Source organism: Candidatus Weimeria sp. HCP3S3_B5, from assembly GCF_052064335.1.
GTDB lineage: Bacteria > Bacillota > Clostridia > Lachnospirales > Lachnospiraceae > Weimeria.
This window is the reverse complement of the sequence record NZ_JBQHVU010000005.1, coordinates 55,389-72,075: the sequence shown is the minus strand read 5'-3', so window position 1 is coordinate 72,075 and position 16,687 is coordinate 55,389. Positions and strand designations below refer to the sequence as shown.

Annotated in this window: 15 protein-coding genes; 6 read left to right on the top strand and 9 right to left on the bottom strand. The window is 47.2% G+C overall.

Annotation, left to right across the window (positions count from 1 at the left end; translation table 11 throughout):
- Positions 1 to 23: 23 nt before the first annotated feature.
- Positions 24 to 2,507, bottom strand: a complete 2,484-nt coding sequence (locus ACTNCK_RS03875) for a transglycosylase domain-containing protein (RefSeq protein ID WP_441081072.1) — start codon at positions 2,505 to 2,507, stop codon at positions 24 to 26.
- A 68-nt stretch (positions 2,508 to 2,575) separates the two neighbouring features.
- Between ACTNCK_RS03875 and ACTNCK_RS03870 the strand changes: the two genes are divergently transcribed.
- The 3 genes from ACTNCK_RS03870 to ACTNCK_RS03860 are packed head-to-tail and all read left to right on the top strand — an operon-like array spanning position 2,576 to position 5,235.
- Positions 2,576 to 3,223 (top strand): IMPACT family protein, encoded by a 648-nt coding sequence (locus tag ACTNCK_RS03870; RefSeq protein ID WP_441081071.1) that lies wholly within the window; start codon positions 2,576 to 2,578, stop codon positions 3,221 to 3,223.
- Position 3,224: 1 nt separating this feature from the next.
- The gene (locus tag ACTNCK_RS03865) at positions 3,225 to 4,109 is read left to right on the top strand and encodes a tRNA threonylcarbamoyladenosine dehydratase (protein WP_441081069.1); all 885 of its coding nucleotides are present in this window, start codon (positions 3,225 to 3,227) and stop codon (positions 4,107 to 4,109) included.
- Entirely contained in the window at positions 4,102 to 5,235 is a 1,134-nt protein-coding gene (locus tag ACTNCK_RS03860; protein ID WP_441081067.1) for an ATP-binding protein, read from the top strand. The genes ACTNCK_RS03865 and ACTNCK_RS03860 overlap by 8 nt, the downstream gene beginning before the upstream one ends.
- Positions 5,236 to 5,279: 44 nt before the next feature.
- Here the strand turns inward: ACTNCK_RS03860 and pta are convergent, their stop codons facing one another.
- From pta to pdxR, 5 genes are all read right to left on the bottom strand, one after another.
- Entirely contained in the window at positions 5,280 to 6,266 is a 987-nt protein-coding gene (gene pta / locus ACTNCK_RS03855) for a phosphate acetyltransferase (protein WP_441081066.1), read from the bottom strand.
- A 134-nt stretch (positions 6,267 to 6,400) separates the two neighbouring features.
- Complete coding sequence (locus ACTNCK_RS03850; RefSeq protein ID WP_441081065.1) at positions 6,401 to 7,348, bottom strand: L-lactate dehydrogenase; 948 nt, start codon at positions 7,346 to 7,348, stop codon at positions 6,401 to 6,403.
- A 106-nt stretch (positions 7,349 to 7,454) separates the two neighbouring features.
- Entirely contained in the window at positions 7,455 to 8,603 is a 1,149-nt protein-coding gene (locus ACTNCK_RS03845; protein ID WP_441081064.1) for a toxic anion resistance protein, read from the bottom strand.
- Between the two features lie 17 nt (positions 8,604 to 8,620).
- On the bottom strand, positions 8,621 to 9,793 hold the full coding sequence (locus tag ACTNCK_RS03840) for a 5-bromo-4-chloroindolyl phosphate hydrolysis family protein (protein ID WP_441081063.1): 1,173 nt from the start codon (positions 9,791 to 9,793) through the stop codon (positions 8,621 to 8,623).
- 64 nt (positions 9,794 to 9,857) lie between these two features.
- Complete coding sequence (pdxR, locus tag ACTNCK_RS03835) at positions 9,858 to 10,928, bottom strand: MocR-like pyridoxine biosynthesis transcription factor PdxR (RefSeq protein ID WP_441081062.1); 1,071 nt, start codon at positions 10,926 to 10,928, stop codon at positions 9,858 to 9,860.
- A 119-nt stretch (positions 10,929 to 11,047) separates the two neighbouring features.
- On the opposite strand from pdxR, the gene ACTNCK_RS03830 reads away from it, so the two are divergent.
- The 3 genes from ACTNCK_RS03830 (at position 11,048) to ACTNCK_RS03820 (ending at position 13,080) form a co-directional block, all read left to right on the top strand.
- Positions 11,048 to 11,650, top strand: a complete 603-nt coding sequence (locus tag ACTNCK_RS03830) for an ECF transporter S component (RefSeq protein ID WP_441081061.1) — start codon at positions 11,048 to 11,050, stop codon at positions 11,648 to 11,650.
- Positions 11,651 to 11,758: 108 nt separating this feature from the next.
- Positions 11,759 to 12,211 (top strand): Fur family transcriptional regulator, encoded by a 453-nt coding sequence (locus tag ACTNCK_RS03825; protein ID WP_441081060.1) that lies wholly within the window; start codon positions 11,759 to 11,761, stop codon positions 12,209 to 12,211.
- Positions 12,202 to 13,080, top strand: coding sequence for a putative manganese transporter (locus tag ACTNCK_RS03820; RefSeq protein WP_441081059.1), 879 nt, complete (start codon positions 12,202 to 12,204; stop codon positions 13,078 to 13,080). Before ACTNCK_RS03825 ends, ACTNCK_RS03820 begins: the two co-directional genes overlap by 10 nt.
- A 168-nt stretch (positions 13,081 to 13,248) precedes the next feature.
- On the opposite strand, the gene ACTNCK_RS03815 is transcribed toward ACTNCK_RS03820, so the two are convergent.
- The 3 genes from ACTNCK_RS03815 to ACTNCK_RS03805 are packed head-to-tail and all read right to left on the bottom strand — an operon-like array spanning position 13,249 to position 16,684.
- Positions 13,249 to 14,817, bottom strand: coding sequence for a C69 family dipeptidase (locus tag ACTNCK_RS03815; protein ID WP_441081058.1), 1,569 nt, complete (start codon positions 14,815 to 14,817; stop codon positions 13,249 to 13,251).
- A 15-nt stretch (positions 14,818 to 14,832) separates the two neighbouring features.
- Complete coding sequence (locus ACTNCK_RS03810) at positions 14,833 to 15,735, bottom strand: radical SAM protein (protein WP_441081057.1); 903 nt, start codon at positions 15,733 to 15,735, stop codon at positions 14,833 to 14,835.
- The gene (locus ACTNCK_RS03805; protein WP_441081056.1) at positions 15,725 to 16,684 is read right to left on the bottom strand and encodes a GTP-binding protein; all 960 of its coding nucleotides are present in this window, start codon (positions 16,682 to 16,684) and stop codon (positions 15,725 to 15,727) included. The genes ACTNCK_RS03810 and ACTNCK_RS03805 overlap by 11 nt, the downstream gene beginning before the upstream one ends.
- Between the last annotated feature and the right edge of the window lie 3 nt (positions 16,685 to 16,687).

The window sequence follows — 16,687 nt, the reverse complement described above, 5'->3', positions numbered from 1 at the left end:
AAGTATTTTTTTTAATACAATTCCTAGTGGGGTGGGCCGGGATGCAGGGGGCATGTCTTATCAGAAAGCTTAGGATCCAGCAGATACTTTCCGTCATCTGTACCAGAACTTCCTCCGGTAATAAACACCTTCTCAACTGTCTTGGGGCAGAACTCAGTCGCAGGAAGAGACGACTCGCTGCATATGGTAAGATTTATATGATGATCACAAGTCTCTGTCGGCTCGCTTTCTTTCTCGAAATATTCTGTATATGTCATATCCCCTCTGGGGTCATGATCACACACCCCCTCCACAGGGACTTTGCCGGACTTTCTGCACACCCTTTTTGCTACTATGGCCCCTGGCATGGAAAAATCCTTCTTTTCCTTACCCTGGTTTATCTGAAGCATTACCGATCTCCAGATGTTTTTTGCAAAGGGAGAGGAAATAAGTGCGGTCCCATCATCATTTCCGCCCCAGATCACGCAGGTATAATAGGGAGTAAAGCCTGCAAACATCCTGTCATCTCCCCTGCCCTTATATATGCCTGCGACTCCCATCTGGGTGAATCCTGCATTCTTTGCGTTGCCTCTCCTGACTGCCTCCTCCATTGCCGATGTGAGAAGCCAGGCGCTTGTTTTCTTGATCACTCTCTTCCCTTGTCTGCGGGTGGTATCAAGGATCCTCTCCCCGCTTGTATCCTCCACTGAGGTATAGAAGACCGGCTTGTTATAGATACCGCCATTCGCTATCGCTGCATAGGCTGCAGTAAGCTCAATATTCTTTACTCCTGAGGTTATTTCTCCGAGAGCCAGGCGCTGGTTGTCATCTCCCTCTCTTAAGGTATTGATACCGAAATCCTTCACATACTGGTAGCCGAGTCCGGTTCCTATATCGGTAAGGGCCTTTACTGCAACGACATTTACCGAGTCGGCAATTCCTGACCTTATAGTGGTAAATCCCCTGTAGCTCTTACCCATATCCTTTACTGCCTCTCCGTCCTGATACTTGAGAGGTGCGTCATCCTCTACTGTAGCAAGTGTCATCCCTCCTGAATCGAGGGCCGGAGCATAGGTGGAGAGGATCCCAAGCGTCTCTCCCGGCTGTCTGGTCAGATCCTTTGCCCGGTTTATCGTTCTCTCTCCCTTTCCTTCTTCCCGTCCCCCGACTATAGCCCTAACCCTTCCGTTCTGCTGGTCAATAATAGTCATTGCTGCCTGAGGCTGCAGGGTATAGACCACGTGCTCACCGCCCTCAGGTATTCTTCCGCCTTTTGTCACTATTTTCCTGTAGTCACGATAGGCCTGCCTGGCCTCTTTTCTGGAAGGAAAAACAAGGTTGTTCCTGATTCCCTTTTTCTTCAGATAGGAAATCATGGTCTTCTGGGAATATCTTTTTATCCCATTTTCTTTTTCTACCGTGATCGAAAATGTCATTGAATATCCCGGGTTTACGGAATAATTGTCCCTGTTATTAACCTCCTTTTCCGCTATGGCCGAAACCTTTGAATCCTGTGTAGAACGGATGACAAGGCCTCCGGTATAGAGCTTGATATAGGCCTCTGTATAGGAAATATCATATGCCGACATCAGATCCTTAACCACCTGATCTGTCATCGCTTCGATAAAATAGGATGTATCATTGCCATAGTCCGGGACTGCCTTTGTTATCCTTGAATAAACATTGTCATCCATCGCCTCCCTGTATCGCTCCTGGGATATATAACCCTGAAGCAGCATGCTTCTAAGGATCTTCTCCCTGCGTATGGAATTATTCTTCGGATGATCGATCGGATTATATTTCTGCGGGTTTTCTGCTGTCGCTGCAAGCACGGCTGACTCAGACAGATTGAGTGCACTTACATTTTTATTGAAATATCTCTGCGAGGCGGCCTCTACTCCTATTATATTATCACCGAGACAGATTGAATTCAGATAGTCCTCAAGTATCTTATCCTTTGAATTGGTCTTCTCCACTGCAACTGCCAGATACTGGGTCTTAATTCTCCTGCTGATCCAGGCTGAAAGCCCCTTCCTTCTGGTCTGCTTTGAAAAATAATTATTTGTGATAAGCTGTTCTGTAATGGTCCCGTCATTTGCCTTTTCGTCGCTTACCAGACTCCTGAATATCTCCCTTATAGCCTCTCCTGTATCGACTCCATTATGCCTGTAAAAATTCCTGTCCACAGAGGCGACAAAGGCCAGCTGCAGGTCCCTTGGGATTTTGCTTATACCTATATGCCCCCTGTTGGCTCCACCGGCTGAAAGAGTCGCTATCTGTCTTCCCTTTGCGTCATATACCCTGGCCCCCTGTCCGGACGGAGTGATATTTATCTCACTGATATCTGGCAGCTCCCTGATCTGGGACCTGACATAATAGAAGGCCCCCAGGCAGGATGCTGCTATCAGTATGAGTATCAGGATAAGAAGGGTCTTTATCAGAGAGGTGCTGAATTGCCTTATAGATGAACGCCTGTCCCTGGACTTGGGCGAATTGTAGTTCTTAACGTATTCCCTGCCGTAATTCATGTCTTTATTATATCAGAATTTTCCTGTATAATAAAGAGTCGTAAATTCCAAAAAGATATGGAGATGCTATGCAAAGGATCCTTAAAGAAGGCACTTCTACCATAACCGAAAAGAAATCCAGATTCCTGGGATATGTCATCCCGGCCGACAGTGTATCTGAAGCCGCTGAGGCGATCGCAGCTCTAAAAAAAAAGCATTATGACGCAAGACACGTCTGCTATGCCTACAGGATAGGCTCTGTCATAAAGTCATCTGATGACGGTGAGCCTCAGGGATCTGCCGGTCGCCCTATTGCTGATCTGATTGAGCATGAAGAGCTCGACCACTGCCTGATTGCAGTGGTCCGTTATTTCGGTGGTATCCTTCTTGGAGTTGGAGGCCTGATCAGGGCCTATACAAGCGCAGGCCAGGAAGCAATCAGGGATGCAGGGCTTATTAGCATTGCATGGGGCTTTCCTCTTTCTGTGACTATGGATTACAATGACTATGGCAGGGTTGATTTCTTCCTGAATGAAAATCATCTGATCCCTACCGCAACTGATTACGGTGCCAATGTCAGGATCCGACTGATGATCCCTTCAGAAAGCCATGACCAGATAGAGAAGGAGCTTAATGATATGACCTCCGGCAGAGCTGTGCTGGACTGGGGAGCAGAAACAGAATATGGTATTTCAGATGGCAGGATAATACCTGTCACTGGTCAAAGGAAAGGATAAAATGCAAAACCAGTTTTCAAGAACCCAGATGCTTCTCGGAGCAGAGGCAATGGATACATTAAAGAACAAAACTGTCGCGATCTTCGGGATCGGAGGAGTCGGCGGCTATGTCCTGGAGGCCCTGGCCAGGGCCGGTATCGGACACTTCGATCTTATAGACGATGATGTGGTCTGTCTTACCAATATAAATAGGCAGATACTTGCAACGATAAAAAACATAGGTCAGGCCAAGGTCGAGGCCGGGGCTGAGAGGATAGGTATGATAAATCCCCATGCAGAGGTAAGGACCCACAAGACCTTTTTTCTGCCTGAAACATGTGACGGATTTGACTTCACCAGCTACGACTATTGTATAGACGCGGTCGATACCGTGACCGCCAAGCTGCTTATCATAGAAAAGGCCAAAGAGGCAGGAGTTCCTGTGATTTCATGTATGGGCTGCGGCAACCGGATTGATCCGCAGGCACTCAGAATAACTGATATATCAAGGACTGAAAAGGATCCACTTGCCAGAGTCATGAGAAGAGAGCTTAAAAAACGCGGGATAAGAAAATGCACGGTCCTTTTTTCTACAGAAACAGCCCTGTCTCCTATTGAGGATGATGCTATAAGCTGCAGGAGTCACTGCGTCTGCCCTCCTAATTCACCCAGGTCCTGTAATGACAGACGCTCTATCCCAGCCTCATCTCCCTTTGTTCCTCCTGCAGCCGGCCTTCTTATAGCATCAAAAGTTACGACCGACCTTATAGGCTTTGACCACAGGGCAAGAGAAGAGGCTGACCTGAAGAAAAAGCTTAAGAACCGCGAGCTGATCCGGGCAGGAAGAGCCCTGAGGCAAAAGGCTCTTAATGGCCCTGATGCATACAGAGGTGATCAGGATGAATGATTATGAAATATCTCCAGACCAGATGTCACAGAAGCGGCTGTCGTCCTATATACTCGTGGATATTAGAAATGACAGTGCCAGAAGCTATGGCATGATACCGGGCGCAATCCATATCGATGAGAATGAACTTATAAGCCATGCTGCAGAATGGAAGACTAGCGGTCTTCCTGTGATATTATACTGCATGAGCGGACAGCTTACTGCCTGGCCTGTAATAAGGCTAAGAGAAATCGGGGTAGAGGCCTATTCACTTGCCGGAGGCTACTCCTCATGGGTAGTTTTTGATATAAAGCACTGCGAATCAAAGAAAAAACAGGTCGAGGAAAGCATCAGGAAAACCTATCACAAGCGTATTTTTTCAAAATTCGCAAAGGCTCTTAATACATACGAGCTGCTTTCACCCGGCGACCATGTGGCTGTCTGTGTATCGGGCGGGAAGGATTCCTTTCTTATGGCAAAGCTTTTTCAGGAAATAAAGCGCCACCATAAGTTCGACTTTGACCTGACCTTCATCTGTATGAACCCGGGATACAACGAGACCAATCTGGCAGTAATCGAGGAAAACGCCAGACTTCTCGATGTCCCTCTCACTATGTTTGATTCGGATATATTTGATATAGTTGACACAGTACCAAAGAATCCCTGCTATCTGTGTGCAAGGATGCGCAGAGGCCATCTGTATGCCAAAGCAAGGGAGCTTGGCTGCAATAAGATAGCTCTCGGCCACCACTATGATGATGTGATCGAAACCATCCTTATGGGCATGCTCTACGGCGCCCAGATGCAGACGATGATGCCCAAGCTTCATTCTACCAATTTCCCAGGCATGGAGCTTATAAGGCCCCTCTATCTCATACGCGAGGATGACATCAAGCTATGGCGTGACAGCAACGGGCTTCACTTTATTCAGTGCGCCTGCCATTTCACCGATACCTGTTCCTCTATCGATCCTGAGGGACATACCAATTCAAAGAGAATGGAGATAAAGCAGCTTATCCGCGAGCTAAAAAGGGTCAATCCCAACGTTGAGAAAAATATATTCAAGAGTGTGGAAAATGTAAATCTGTCAACTGTAATAGCCTATAAAAAGGATGGGGTAAAACATTTCTTTACCGAAGATTATTAAAAGAAAAAGGATGGAGGCAAAAGCCTTCCATCCTTTATTTTGTCTTATGCAAGTGCAGCTGTGATTATCGACATTGAATAAACCTCAAGTCCGTTGCAGCCTCTTGAAAGATCATTGATCGAAGCGTTAAGTCCTAAGAGTATAGGTCCATATGCATCGAAATTACCAAGACGCTGAGCGATCTTGTAGCCTATGTTTCCTGCATTGATATCAGGGAAGATAAAGGTATTCGCATGTCCGGCAACAGGATCTCCAGGACACTTTGTCTTTGCTACCCTAGGAGCAACGGCAGCATCAAACTGAAGCTCTCCCGAGATAGGCAGATCAGGATACTTTGCCTTTGCCTTTGCAGCGGCATTTCTCATCTTGTCAACATCCTCTCCCTTTCCTGAACCGAGGGTTGAGTATGAAAGGAAAGCGACCTTAGGATCTACACCAAAGATTCTTGCACAGTTAGCAGCCTCCCCAGCGATCTCTACCAGATCATCCTCTGAAGGCTTGATATTGATTGCGCAGTCTGCGAAGGCAAGCACCTCATTCTCTCCTGTTGCAGAAGGACGGACAAGGATGAAAACAGAACTTACTATGCTGTTGCCTGGCTTTGTCTTAATAAGCTGAAGAGCCGGACGGACTGTATCAGCTGTAGAATAGGTGGCACCACCGAGAAGGCAGTCAGCCTCTCCCATCTTTACAAGCATGGTCCCGAAATAGTTGGACCCCTTAAGGATCTCCTTTGCCTGGTCTGGTGTCACTCCCTTTTTCTTACGAAGCTCGCAGAACAGATCGACCATCTCATCGAATCTCTCATAGTTGGCAGGATCGATTATCCTGGCTCCTCGGATATTAAAACCGTTGTCCTCTGCTGCCTTCTCTATCTCCTCAGGATTTCCAAGCAGGATAGGTGAAAGGAAGTTTGAAGCAAGAAGCCTTGAGGCAGCCTCAAGTATCCTTGGATCAGTACCCTCAGTGTAAACTATAGACTTAGGCTCCTTCTTGAGCCTCTCGATCATACCACCAAAACCGAATTCCATTTATATGTCTCCTTTTACAGAATTGTTATAGTTGCCTAACGCACGTCAGACAACTATATATTAACACCACTTAAGACATTTTGAAAGTACTATGTGAAGTACAAAGTATACAGGCGGCTTATCTGCTCTGTCTATCAGAGGTCAAGGCTATCCATGACCTCCTTCAGTGTCTCTGCTGATTTATGGAGCTCCTTTAGTTCTTCATCCGAAAGCTCATATGGAATAAGGCTGTCTACACCGTCAGAGCCTACTATCGCAGGCATGGACAGGCATACACCGTCAAGACCATACTTTCCTTCTATATATGAAGAAACAGGAAGGATCGACTTCTCATCCCTTACCACTGCCTCGCAGATCCTGCGGACGCTCATTCCGATACCGTAGTAAGTCGCGCCTTTTTTCTGGATGATTTCATAAGCAGAATTCTTGACCTCCTCAGCTATGCGGGCCGTCTCAGCATCGTGATCGGTATAGCCTCTCATCTCGCAGAACTTGTGGATCGGAACTCCTGATACATTTGCAGACGACCATGCAGCGATCTCCGAATCACCATGCTCACCTATTATAAATGCATGGATCGACCTGCTGTCCACATCCAGATGCTGGCCCAGGAGATACTTGAACCTTGCCGAATCAAGGGTGGTACCGCTGCCGAATACCCTGTTCTTCGGATAGCCTGAAAGCTTAAGGGCAACCTGAGTCAGGATATCCACAGGATTTGCAACGACTATCATTATTGCGTCCTTATTGTATCTGACTATCTCAGGGATAATGGATTTGAAAATAGCTGTATTCTTCTTTACCAGATCAAGCCTCGTCTCACCTGGCTTCTGGGCTGCTCCGGCACTTATAATTATGACTCCGGCGTCAGCAAGATCAGGATAATCCCCGGCATATATATCCATAGGCTTTGCAAAAGGCAGGCCATGGCTTATATCAAGCGCCTCACCCTCTGCCTTGTCCTTATTTGCATCGATAAGAACTATCTCCGAAAAAACAGCAGCCTGCATAAGCGAATAAACGCTTGCGCTTCCTACAAATCCACAGCCGATCATAGCGGCCTTTCTCATATGAACACCCATTTCAGAACCTCCTTATCTGATACTAAGGCAGCCTTTGCTGCTTTTCTTTTAAACTACGGCTACAGTATACTCCCCTGGGGCATTATTGTATGTTGTATTTACAACATCAGCCTTTTGAAGCCTCAAGAAGCTTCTGTTTGAGCTGTCCCTCAAGGTCAGAAAGCTCTGCCTCGGCGGCATGGCGTTTTTCTGCCCCATCCCTCTGTATATTTATCACATCATCAATAGTAGAGATAAGCTCCTGATTGGTATGGCGGAGAGTTTCTATGTCTACTATTCCACGCTCGGCCTCCCTGGCTGAGGCTGCCGCAGCCACATGAAGCTTGTCGGCATTCTTCTTGAGCAGCTCATTTGTCATGTTGTTGACCTCGTTTTCTGCCTTTGCGGCCTGAGTCGAATGCTCAATTCCCAGAGCGATCACCATCTGGTTCTTCCAGAGCGGTATAGTATTCACAATGGTGGACGAGATCTTCTCTGCCATCTCCGTATCGGCAGTCTGCACTACCCTGATCTGAGGTCCGGTCTGAAGAGCTATCGTCCTTGAAAGCTCCAGATCATATATCTTCTTTTCGAAACGGTTGCACTTGTCAGCAAGGTCCTTGGCCCTCTGTGCATCCTCAGGAAGTCCTGTCGCTGCAGCCTTATCCTGAAGCTCCTTAAGCTCCCCTGCCCTGACCTGCTCCAGCTTTTTCTTTCCCGCTATTATATACATGGTAAGCTCTTTGAAATAGTTGAGATTCAGATCATACATACGATCGAGTACATCGATATCCTTGAGGAGAGTGACCTGATGCTTCTCAAGCTCCTTTACGATCGTCGATACATTCTTCTCGACTGTCGCATACTTTGCCTTCAGGGCAGTAACCTTATTGGCCTGCTTTTTAAAGAAAGCCCTTATCCCCTTTTCATTGTCATCGACATCGAAATCCTTGAGCTGGGTCACAAGGTCTGAAAGCATGGTCCCGACCTCCCCGACATCATTCGACCTCACATTATCGATAGTCTTCTGTGAGAAATCCGCAAGCTTCTTCTGTGTGCCCACTCCGTAATTCATTACTGCCGAGGTATTGGTTATATCGATCTTCTCGACAAAGGCATCAACCTGCTTCTCCTCCTCTGTAGTAAGAGCTGCCTCCTTCGTCATATCCTCTGTCACATTTACAGCCTCCGCCCCCTTCCCGGCTGTAACATCCGGTGCCTCCGGAGCTGCCTCAAACTCAAGTGTGAATCCTGTTTCTTCCTTTGTTTCCGTCATTGCCCTTTTCCTTTCTGTTACTTGTTATCAGTATCAAATGCCCCGTCATCTACAAGGCCGTCCTGCTTCATCATTGTCTTCATCACATTTATATCTGAACTGATATCCCAGCTTTCCTCCTCAAACATAGTATCAAACAGCTTGCGACATGCCTCATTTATCACATCGAGAGAATTCTCTATCTCCTGCTTTGTCGAGGAGATATTATCGGTCTGCGGCCTGGTCTCCATCTGGGAATATGCATCCACAAGCTTCATTGTAGTCGGCAGATAATAATCCATCAGCCTGCGCAGATCATCTCTCTTCTCAGGGCTTCTGCGAACCTCCGCAAAGATCTTTTTCATTATGTCCTCAAGATCGTCAAGTTTTTCTGACATACCCTCCTCAGGAATCAGATCATTTGCCCTGTGGATTCTGGCTATATACTGATCGCCCTGTCTTAAAAGCTCTACAGCCTCCTCCGGAAGACCCTTCTCTGCCTCAGCCTTCTGTGACTGGTTAAATAAAAGAGCCTTGTACTGTCCTCTGGCATACTGCGACAGAATAAGCGTCGTCTCCTCAGGATCAACCGAGGCCCCCGGAAGCAGGTCTGCTCCCATCATGGTCTTAAGATCCTCTATGACCTTCTCATGGGGTTCTCCCGCCCTTGCAGAAATATCATCGATCGAGGCATATTCGCTGTTGCCGAGTATCTGTCTGTATCGGTTAAATATCAGTCTGGCCTGCTTCTGTCTGTTAGTCTTTCTCAGGAAATGGATAAAAACTCCGCCGAGGCCTCCGAACACACAGGCTGCCACTATAAAGAGGATCCTAAGCCCTCCTCCAAGAAAGGGAACCATACCGGAAACCAGCGCCAGGATGATAAAGACAGCAACGACAATGAAATTCACAACTGTAAAGCCAAGAAGAAGTCCCGCAGTCGCGGAAAGCGCTGATGTGTCAGCAGGTCTTGTCATGAAAGGGGTCGAATGCAGCTTTGACTCGTTCACCTGCTGCATAGTATTATTCCTTATATAAGGATTAGCCGTCTGCGGCTGTCTGTATGGCCTGTAGGCGGAAGAGCTCATATTGCGCTTTACAGTATCTGTGATATCTGAGCTAAGATTGGAATAGTTTCCATTCTTTACTGCGTCTGTTACCCTGTCTATTATCTGATCACAGGTCCGTCCGAAATCCTCATTAAAACCCATTACCGTTTCCTCCAATGAGCATATTATACATTAGATACCAGTGGAACTCAACAAAAAACGCTTTTCATTTCTTTAGTATTCTCCTGACCCTGTTTATATGCCTCTCGAACTCTCCTGAATCGAGAAGCTCTCTTAGCACCTCCTGGTCGAGCACCGGTACAGAGCAGGAATATGACCCTATCCTTTCAAGCATCGCTGCCGCCTTTTTCTCAGGAAGAACCATGTAGCCTATTCTTGTTGCATGAGAGATGGTCCTGCTGAAGGTGTTGATATAAATGATATGCTCCTCTGGTTCCATGGAAAAAAGCGTATCCTCCCTCCTACTCTTTACTGAAAATTCCGAATCATAGTCATCCTCGATTATATAGCCTTCCCTTGCCTTTGCCCAGTTCACATACTCCGTCCTCTTGCTGGCATCGGCAGTTGCTCCTGAGGGATAGGAATGGAATGGTGTCACATGTAAGACACCTGCCTCAGCTCTTTTAAGCTCACGGCTTTCTATACCGTTATCTCCCATCCGAAGCTTCTCCACGGCTACCCCGTTCTGCCTGTAGACCTTTTCTATCATCTGATAGGACGGATCCTCGACGGCATATATCATATCCCTTCCAAGCATGGAAACAGCCATACCGTAAAGGTATTCAGCTCCGCTTCCTACCAGAATCTGATCTGCACTCACATTGATCCCCCTGTTTCTCGACAGGTATGCTGCAATGGCCTGACGCAGATTAGTCCTTCCCTGATTCTCTGACTTCACAAAAAGCCTCTCTCCCTCATCATTTAAGACCTTCCTTACCGCCCTTGCATAGGAATTAAAGGAGAATTCCGGGACGGGCGGCATGACAAACTCCTCTCTTACTTCCCCGCTTCTTACAGGCTCTGGCCTTTCCTCCTGGGAAAGGAAGGGGTCCGCGTCATTATAGCTTACATAATATCCACTTCTTTCTCTTGCAACTGCATATCCCTCATCGACAAGGAGCTCAAGCGCGTGACTTATAGTTATCACTGAAAGGCCGGTCTGCTCAGCAAGAGCCCGCTTTGATGGAAGTCTCTGGCCATATCTGAATGCCTTCCTTACTATTGCATCACGAAGTCTGTAATATATCCTTAAATATGCTGGTTCATTATTCCTCATAAAGATCCATCTGCCTCCAACTGGTCATATCAAATATTTAAAAACTGGATATTTCCATGGTATCATAATCTGAGTATAATTCAAGGAAAATCTATTGGACCTGAAATGGAGGTATCAGAATGGTTACACATGAATCGATAAACAAAAATCAGGAATCAGTATCAGCTTCAAGGCTTAGAGTCGCTGTCACAGCTGCGCTTTTTGCCGCGCTTACCTTCCTTGGAACTTATCTGATCAAGGTTCCTACTATCACAAAAGGCTATATACATCCTGGAGACGGATTTGTACTCCTGTCCGGCATCTTTTTAGGACCTTTCTGGGGCTCTCTTGCAGCAGGCTTCGGCTCCATGCTCTCTGATCTGATCGGCGGATACATCACCTACGTCCCTGCGACATTCGTGATTAAGGCTCTGGTAGCTGCCATCGCCTCCGGTCTCGTTGGCCTGATCCAGAGATTTACCCAGAACAGAAGGAATGTGATCCCTGTGATCGCCGGCGGAGTCGTCGCCGAGGCCTTCATGATAATAGGCTACTTCGTCTTCGAGACCTTCCTTACAGCATTCACATCTCAGGGAGGGCTTGATCCATCATCACTTAACGCAGCTCTTGCCGCAAGTGCTGCCGGCATTCCGGCAAATCTGCTTCAGGCAGTATTCGGGGTAATAATCGCTGCTGTCCTCTACCCGCTGCTTTCTCCTCTTGTAAACAGGCAGTTCCACTAAATAGATGTTATTAGTCCCGCCCGGAAAACCCGGGCGGGATTTTTTTATTTGCTTCTTGCAAATCATTCGCAAATGTGTATAATAAGGATTGCTGCGAATCGTTTGCAAATGTCACTCAAGGAAAGGAAGAAAACAGTGAAGGACTACAGATCACAGTATAAGAGCTGGATCAGGGATTTTTTCAGTAAGCATGAGGATGAGATGATCTGCGCATCAGACATTCTGGAGAGGATGCGCTCTGACGGTCTTACGATTAATCAGGCTACGGTCTACAGGAATCTCGACCGCCTTGAGGAGGCAGGTACGATCAGAGGGCACAGGCTTTGTGACAAGGGTGAGAAATACTATCAGTATCTGTCTGCCGGCCATGACTGTCCCCACCATCTCCACCTCTACTGCAAAAGCTGCGGAAGGGTGATACATCTGGACTGTGCTTTCATGAAAAACATACAGTCCCACCTGCAAAAGGATCACGGTTTTTTACTTGACTGCGGATATTCAGTTCTTGTCGGCCTCTGTGATGAGTGCAGGAAAAAGGAAGGAGAAAATACATGTCAATGATCTTTGACGCTTTAATTGATTCGCTTATAGACACAGCAAAGCTTATACCATTTCTATTTGTTACATATCTGCTTATGGAAGCTCTGGAGCACCATGCCGGCCAAAAGACCAGCAGGATCCTTGCCGATATGGGTAAGGCCGGTCCCCTGTTCGGCGGTCTCTTCGGCATAGTTCCCCAGTGCGGATTTTCGGCCAGTGCCGCAAGTCTCTATTCAGGAGGCCTTATCTCTGTCGGCACAATGCTTGCTGTATTCCTGTCGACCTCAGACGAGATGCTTCCTATATTCATCTCCGAGCAGGTCGCTTTGAAAAGGATTCTTCTTATCCTTCTTATCAAGGCTGTTATTGGAATAATCTCCGGCCTGTCGATTGATGCTGTAATCCGTCACACCAGATTCAGAAATGATCCCAAAAAGAATATCCACGACCTCTGTACAGAAGAGCATGCCGATTATAAGGACTCAGAAAAGGGCGGGATCATAAGAGCCGCACTTACCCATACTCTCCATATAGTGATCTTCATCTTCGTGATCGCCTTTATTCTGACTATCCTCGTGGATGCCCTTGGCGCTAAACGCATAGCCGGATTTTTAAATGCCATTCCTGTACTAAGCGTTTTTCTGGCTGCACTTATTGGTCTGATCCCTAACTGCGGTGCCTCTGTGGTATTAACCCAGCTATATTTGTCTGGTATGATGTCATTTGGAGCAATGATAGCAGGCCTCCTTGTTGGAGCCGGTGTAGGTCTTCTGGTTCTTTTCCGCACTAACCACCATCATCCCAAGGAGAATATACGCATCACTCTGCTCCTATATCTGGTCGGTGTTTTCTGGGGTATATTGATCGAGCTTTCAAAGATAAGCGTATGATCATCTGCTGTTGCCATGGTAAGTCACTTAGCGTTCCTCACACCTCTCACCTCACACCTCACACCTCTCACCTCACACCTCACACCTCGCACCTCACACCTCGCACCTCGCACCTCACACCTCACACCTCGCACCTCCAAACTCACCGTGCAGTTAAAGAAGCCGGCCTCAGTGATCCGATCTGGCATACTGGTTTTTCATGTCATTGCTCCTGAAGAAAAGAACCTTGGCAAGAGCCTTGTCTGCCTCGTCCTTAAGCATATCAGCTATCTGGTCGTTTGCCTCCTCGCATATGGCCTGCCTGTCTGTATCACGGGTCTCTGCAAGTCTCTCATCGAATCTGTTTATTATAGCATGCGCCTTTGACATGACCTTCTCATTATAGATCTCGATCACATTCTGGCATTTTCCATAGGAAGCATCAGAAAGAGCAGCTATAAGTCTTGAGGTCCAGTAAAAATTGTCAGTTGACACTCTTCCGGTGGTATTCGACAGATAGTCAGGTATCCTTGAGACATTCGTATAGAACGGGGCCATAGCGTTGAATGCGTTGCTTCCGAATGCTACCCATTCGATCGGTTCAGCGCCGCTACGCAGCTCCGCAAAGCCCAGGAAATCATTCCTGTTGATACCGATAGAACGATAGGCTCCGGCAGAGGACTTGTCGCCATAGCTGAGATAAGGATCGTATCTTGTGCCCTGATAGTGGGACGAAAGCAGATACTTCACATCCTCAGGAGCAAGCCTTACTGACGGAAATACCTGCCAGGGAAGGTCATCATCCTCAGGTCCGTAGATAGCCTCGTCACCCTCGTACATATCCTTACCCTCCAGATAACGCAGCATATACCAGGCTCTTGGAGTATTATAGACATGGTCTGCATCGTCATGGCTTCCGAATACTATACGCGGATTTATCACATAGTGATCGCTGCTCTCGTCATCTTCCATGTCGCTGTCGAATTCATCGTCATCATAATGGTTCTCAAGATCCAGATGATTCTTATCTATAAATGAAAGCAGATCCTGTGAACACATATTGCTTACCTGCTCTCCAAGTGCATCATCGATATCAAGGCTGTCGATACCCAGCTGATTAGGCATCACGACAACTCCGTCATCATCGACCCTCCTTGCTATCCAGTGATGTCCTCCCACTGATTCAAACCACCAGATCTCATCCTTATCAGAAATAGCTATTCCGTTTTCCTCATAGGTACCATAGGTCTGATGCAGCTCTCCTAGTCTCCTGACACCCTCACGGGCAGAATGTATATAAGGGAGAGTAATGACAACGAGATCCTCCTCACCTATTCCACCAGCCTTCTCCTGATCCTCTCCCTCCTCCTCGACTACAGAATCGGTACCGAAGTAGAGGTTATCGGACTCCCATTTCTTCTGATATTCCACAAGAGGATCTGCTCCCAGCACTCTCGGATTGGAGGTGATGGTCTCCGTAGCTGTCATTGCAACTCCATACTGGTTGATCCCGCAGGCAGCCCAGATTCCCTCTCCTTTAAGCGCATTAGGCATAGCCGTATATCTGACCGGATCATCCGGCAGAGTGATATGCAGATGCGAGATCACAGATTCATATTCCCTTGGCTGGTCCTCGGGCTCTACTACTGTGAATTTCTTTGCTGTAAATTTTCCTGAACCGGAATCATCGTTCCTTGCTATCATAGTCGATCCGTTCCAGGATGCGTTTTTCCCTACAAGAAGTGTTGTACAAGCCATCTTTTCCTCCTGAATCTAAACTCCCTGATTCGTATCGAAATCAGGTATGAAGCTTTCCTTTGCGACATCGCCCTCCTGAATGAAGGCATTGCATACTCCCTCGCTTATAGCAAAATCAATAACCTCATCATACTCGCTGTCCCTTACCCTTCTGCCAAGCAGCGGATCAGAAGCAGTCTGAGGCATAGGTGTATACTGATTCATGATGCTAAGGAATATAGTATCACCATAGGTGTCGTGCAGATATCTGATTATCCTCTTCGAATCATCTGCAGATCCCGGCAGCAGAAGATGCCTTACTATGGTACCACGCTGCATCAGCACCTCCTTGCCATGACTCATCAGAGCCTCTCCTGATTCATTATACTCCTCTGCGTCAAGTCTGCCTTTTTCCCCTTTTATATAGAAAACCGCCTCCCCGGTCTGACGCACCATCTCCCGGATAGCTTCCTTAGCAGTTTCCGGATAGTCACTTACCCTTGTGTATTTCTGCGACAGTTCATTATCCATGAACTTGAAATCCGGAAGATATACATCGACAAGTCCGTCAAGCCGTCTTATGTCCTCCACCCTCTCATATGATGAGGTATTGTAGACCACTGGAATAGAAAGTCCCCTGTCCTTTGCCCTGATAAGAGCATCTGTCACCTGCGGGATGAAATGTCCGGCTGTCACCAGATTGATATTATCAGCTCCCTTTTCAGCAAGCTCGAGAAAAATATCCGAAAGCCTGTCTGTAGTGATATTCTTCCCGGCGCCTCCACGGCTTATCCTGTAGTTCTGACAGAAAACGCACTGAAGTCCGCATCCACAGAAAAAGACCGCGCCAGAACCACTTGTCCCGGAAATACATGGCTCCTCCCAGAAATGGAGAGCTGCCCTGGCAACGCGAAGGAGCCCGTGTCTGTCAGTCTGCATGGATTTCCGCCGGCTCGCCGAATATCTGTGCAAGCCTCTCCTTTCTGAGTCCCTCCCCTATCACTATGACTATGTCCTGTCCATCCTTTACCGGTCTTACAGTAAGATCATCCTTAGTGACGTTTATTTCAGTAAAGCCCCTGCCTCGATCCCCGCAGAAGCCCTTTATTCTGATTATTCCTCCGCATGCGGGATCATCTATAGCTGTCCTTGCCTTCTCCTTCAGATCATCAGCCGAAAATCCCTTTTCCATGAAATAAAGAGACTCATATCTGTGCTCATCGAGGACCTGCTGCTTCTCAAATGAATAATCCCTATAGCCCGCATTTTCAATAAGCTGCATATCCTTATCAGAAAGCTCACTCCAGTCCTTTGAGATCACATCATCCCTTGTAATCCTTCTGTCACAGCTTATCGCGGCAAGGGATTCATTTAAATAAGCAATTATCCTGTCACTGGAATCGGCAGGATTCTGCTGGACCTTACTTATCACTATCCTGCCGGCATTTGCAGCCTCGGAGGCGAATACATATCTGGAGGTATCAGAAAGAGGCAGAGCAAGTCCTGCATCTGCAATTGTAATCTGCGATCCTGCCCTGTACCATCGGTTCAGCGGTTCCTCCTGAAGACTGTCATAGAATTCATCCACATCGAATACACCGGACGGCTCTACCACAACTCTCGTATAGCCGAGCATACCCATCTCTATCAGCTTGCTTTTGAATCTCCTTCTGTGACAGTCGCTGTCGCAGCCACCGGCGACCATTTCCACATCGCATCCCTCGTCATAGAGGTCCGAGAGAAGCATCATATCTACATTTACGGCTCCATAGTCATTCTCGAGCACACATACATTTTCTTTCTGTGAAAGCAGGTATCTGACATACTTCTTGAGAAATGTAGTCTTTCCTGAGCCTAAAAAGCCTGTTATCAAATCTATAGTAATCATAGC

What these genes read in the sequence shown, in the direction of transcription:
- ACTNCK_RS03875 (WP_441081072.1), bottom strand. Translation starts at nt 2,507, where the DNA reads ATGAATTACGGCAGGGAATACGTTAAGAACTACAATTCGCCCAAGTCC.
- ACTNCK_RS03870 (WP_441081071.1), top strand. Translation starts at nt 2,576, where the DNA reads ATGCAAAGGATCCTTAAAGAAGGCACTTCTACCATAACCGAAAAGAAA.
- ACTNCK_RS03865 (WP_441081069.1), top strand. Translation starts at nt 3,225, where the DNA reads ATGCAAAACCAGTTTTCAAGAACCCAGATGCTTCTCGGAGCAGAGGCA.
- ACTNCK_RS03860 (WP_441081067.1), top strand. Translation starts at nt 4,102, where the DNA reads ATGAATGATTATGAAATATCTCCAGACCAGATGTCACAGAAGCGGCTG.
- pta (WP_441081066.1), bottom strand. Translation starts at nt 6,266, where the DNA reads ATGGAATTCGGTTTTGGTGGTATGATCGAGAGGCTCAAGAAGGAGCCT.
- ACTNCK_RS03850 (WP_441081065.1), bottom strand. Translation starts at nt 7,348, where the DNA reads ATGGGTGTTCATATGAGAAAGGCCGCTATGATCGGCTGTGGATTTGTA.
- ACTNCK_RS03845 (WP_441081064.1), bottom strand. Translation starts at nt 8,603, where the DNA reads ATGACGGAAACAAAGGAAGAAACAGGATTCACACTTGAGTTTGAGGCA.
- ACTNCK_RS03840 (WP_441081063.1), bottom strand. Translation starts at nt 9,793, where the DNA reads ATGGGTTTTAATGAGGATTTCGGACGGACCTGTGATCAGATAATAGAC.
- pdxR (WP_441081062.1), bottom strand. Translation starts at nt 10,928, where the DNA reads ATGAGGAATAATGAACCAGCATATTTAAGGATATATTACAGACTTCGT.
- ACTNCK_RS03830 (WP_441081061.1), top strand. Translation starts at nt 11,048, where the DNA reads ATGGTTACACATGAATCGATAAACAAAAATCAGGAATCAGTATCAGCT.
- ACTNCK_RS03825 (WP_441081060.1), top strand. Translation starts at nt 11,759, where the DNA reads ATGTCACTCAAGGAAAGGAAGAAAACAGTGAAGGACTACAGATCACAG.
- ACTNCK_RS03820 (WP_441081059.1), top strand. Translation starts at nt 12,202, where the DNA reads ATGTCAATGATCTTTGACGCTTTAATTGATTCGCTTATAGACACAGCA.
- ACTNCK_RS03815 (WP_441081058.1), bottom strand. Translation starts at nt 14,817, where the DNA reads ATGGCTTGTACAACACTTCTTGTAGGGAAAAACGCATCCTGGAACGGA.
- ACTNCK_RS03810 (WP_441081057.1), bottom strand. Translation starts at nt 15,735, where the DNA reads ATGCAGACTGACAGACACGGGCTCCTTCGCGTTGCCAGGGCAGCTCTC.
- ACTNCK_RS03805 (WP_441081056.1), bottom strand. Translation starts at nt 16,684, where the DNA reads ATGATTACTATAGATTTGATAACAGGCTTTTTAGGCTCAGGAAAGACT.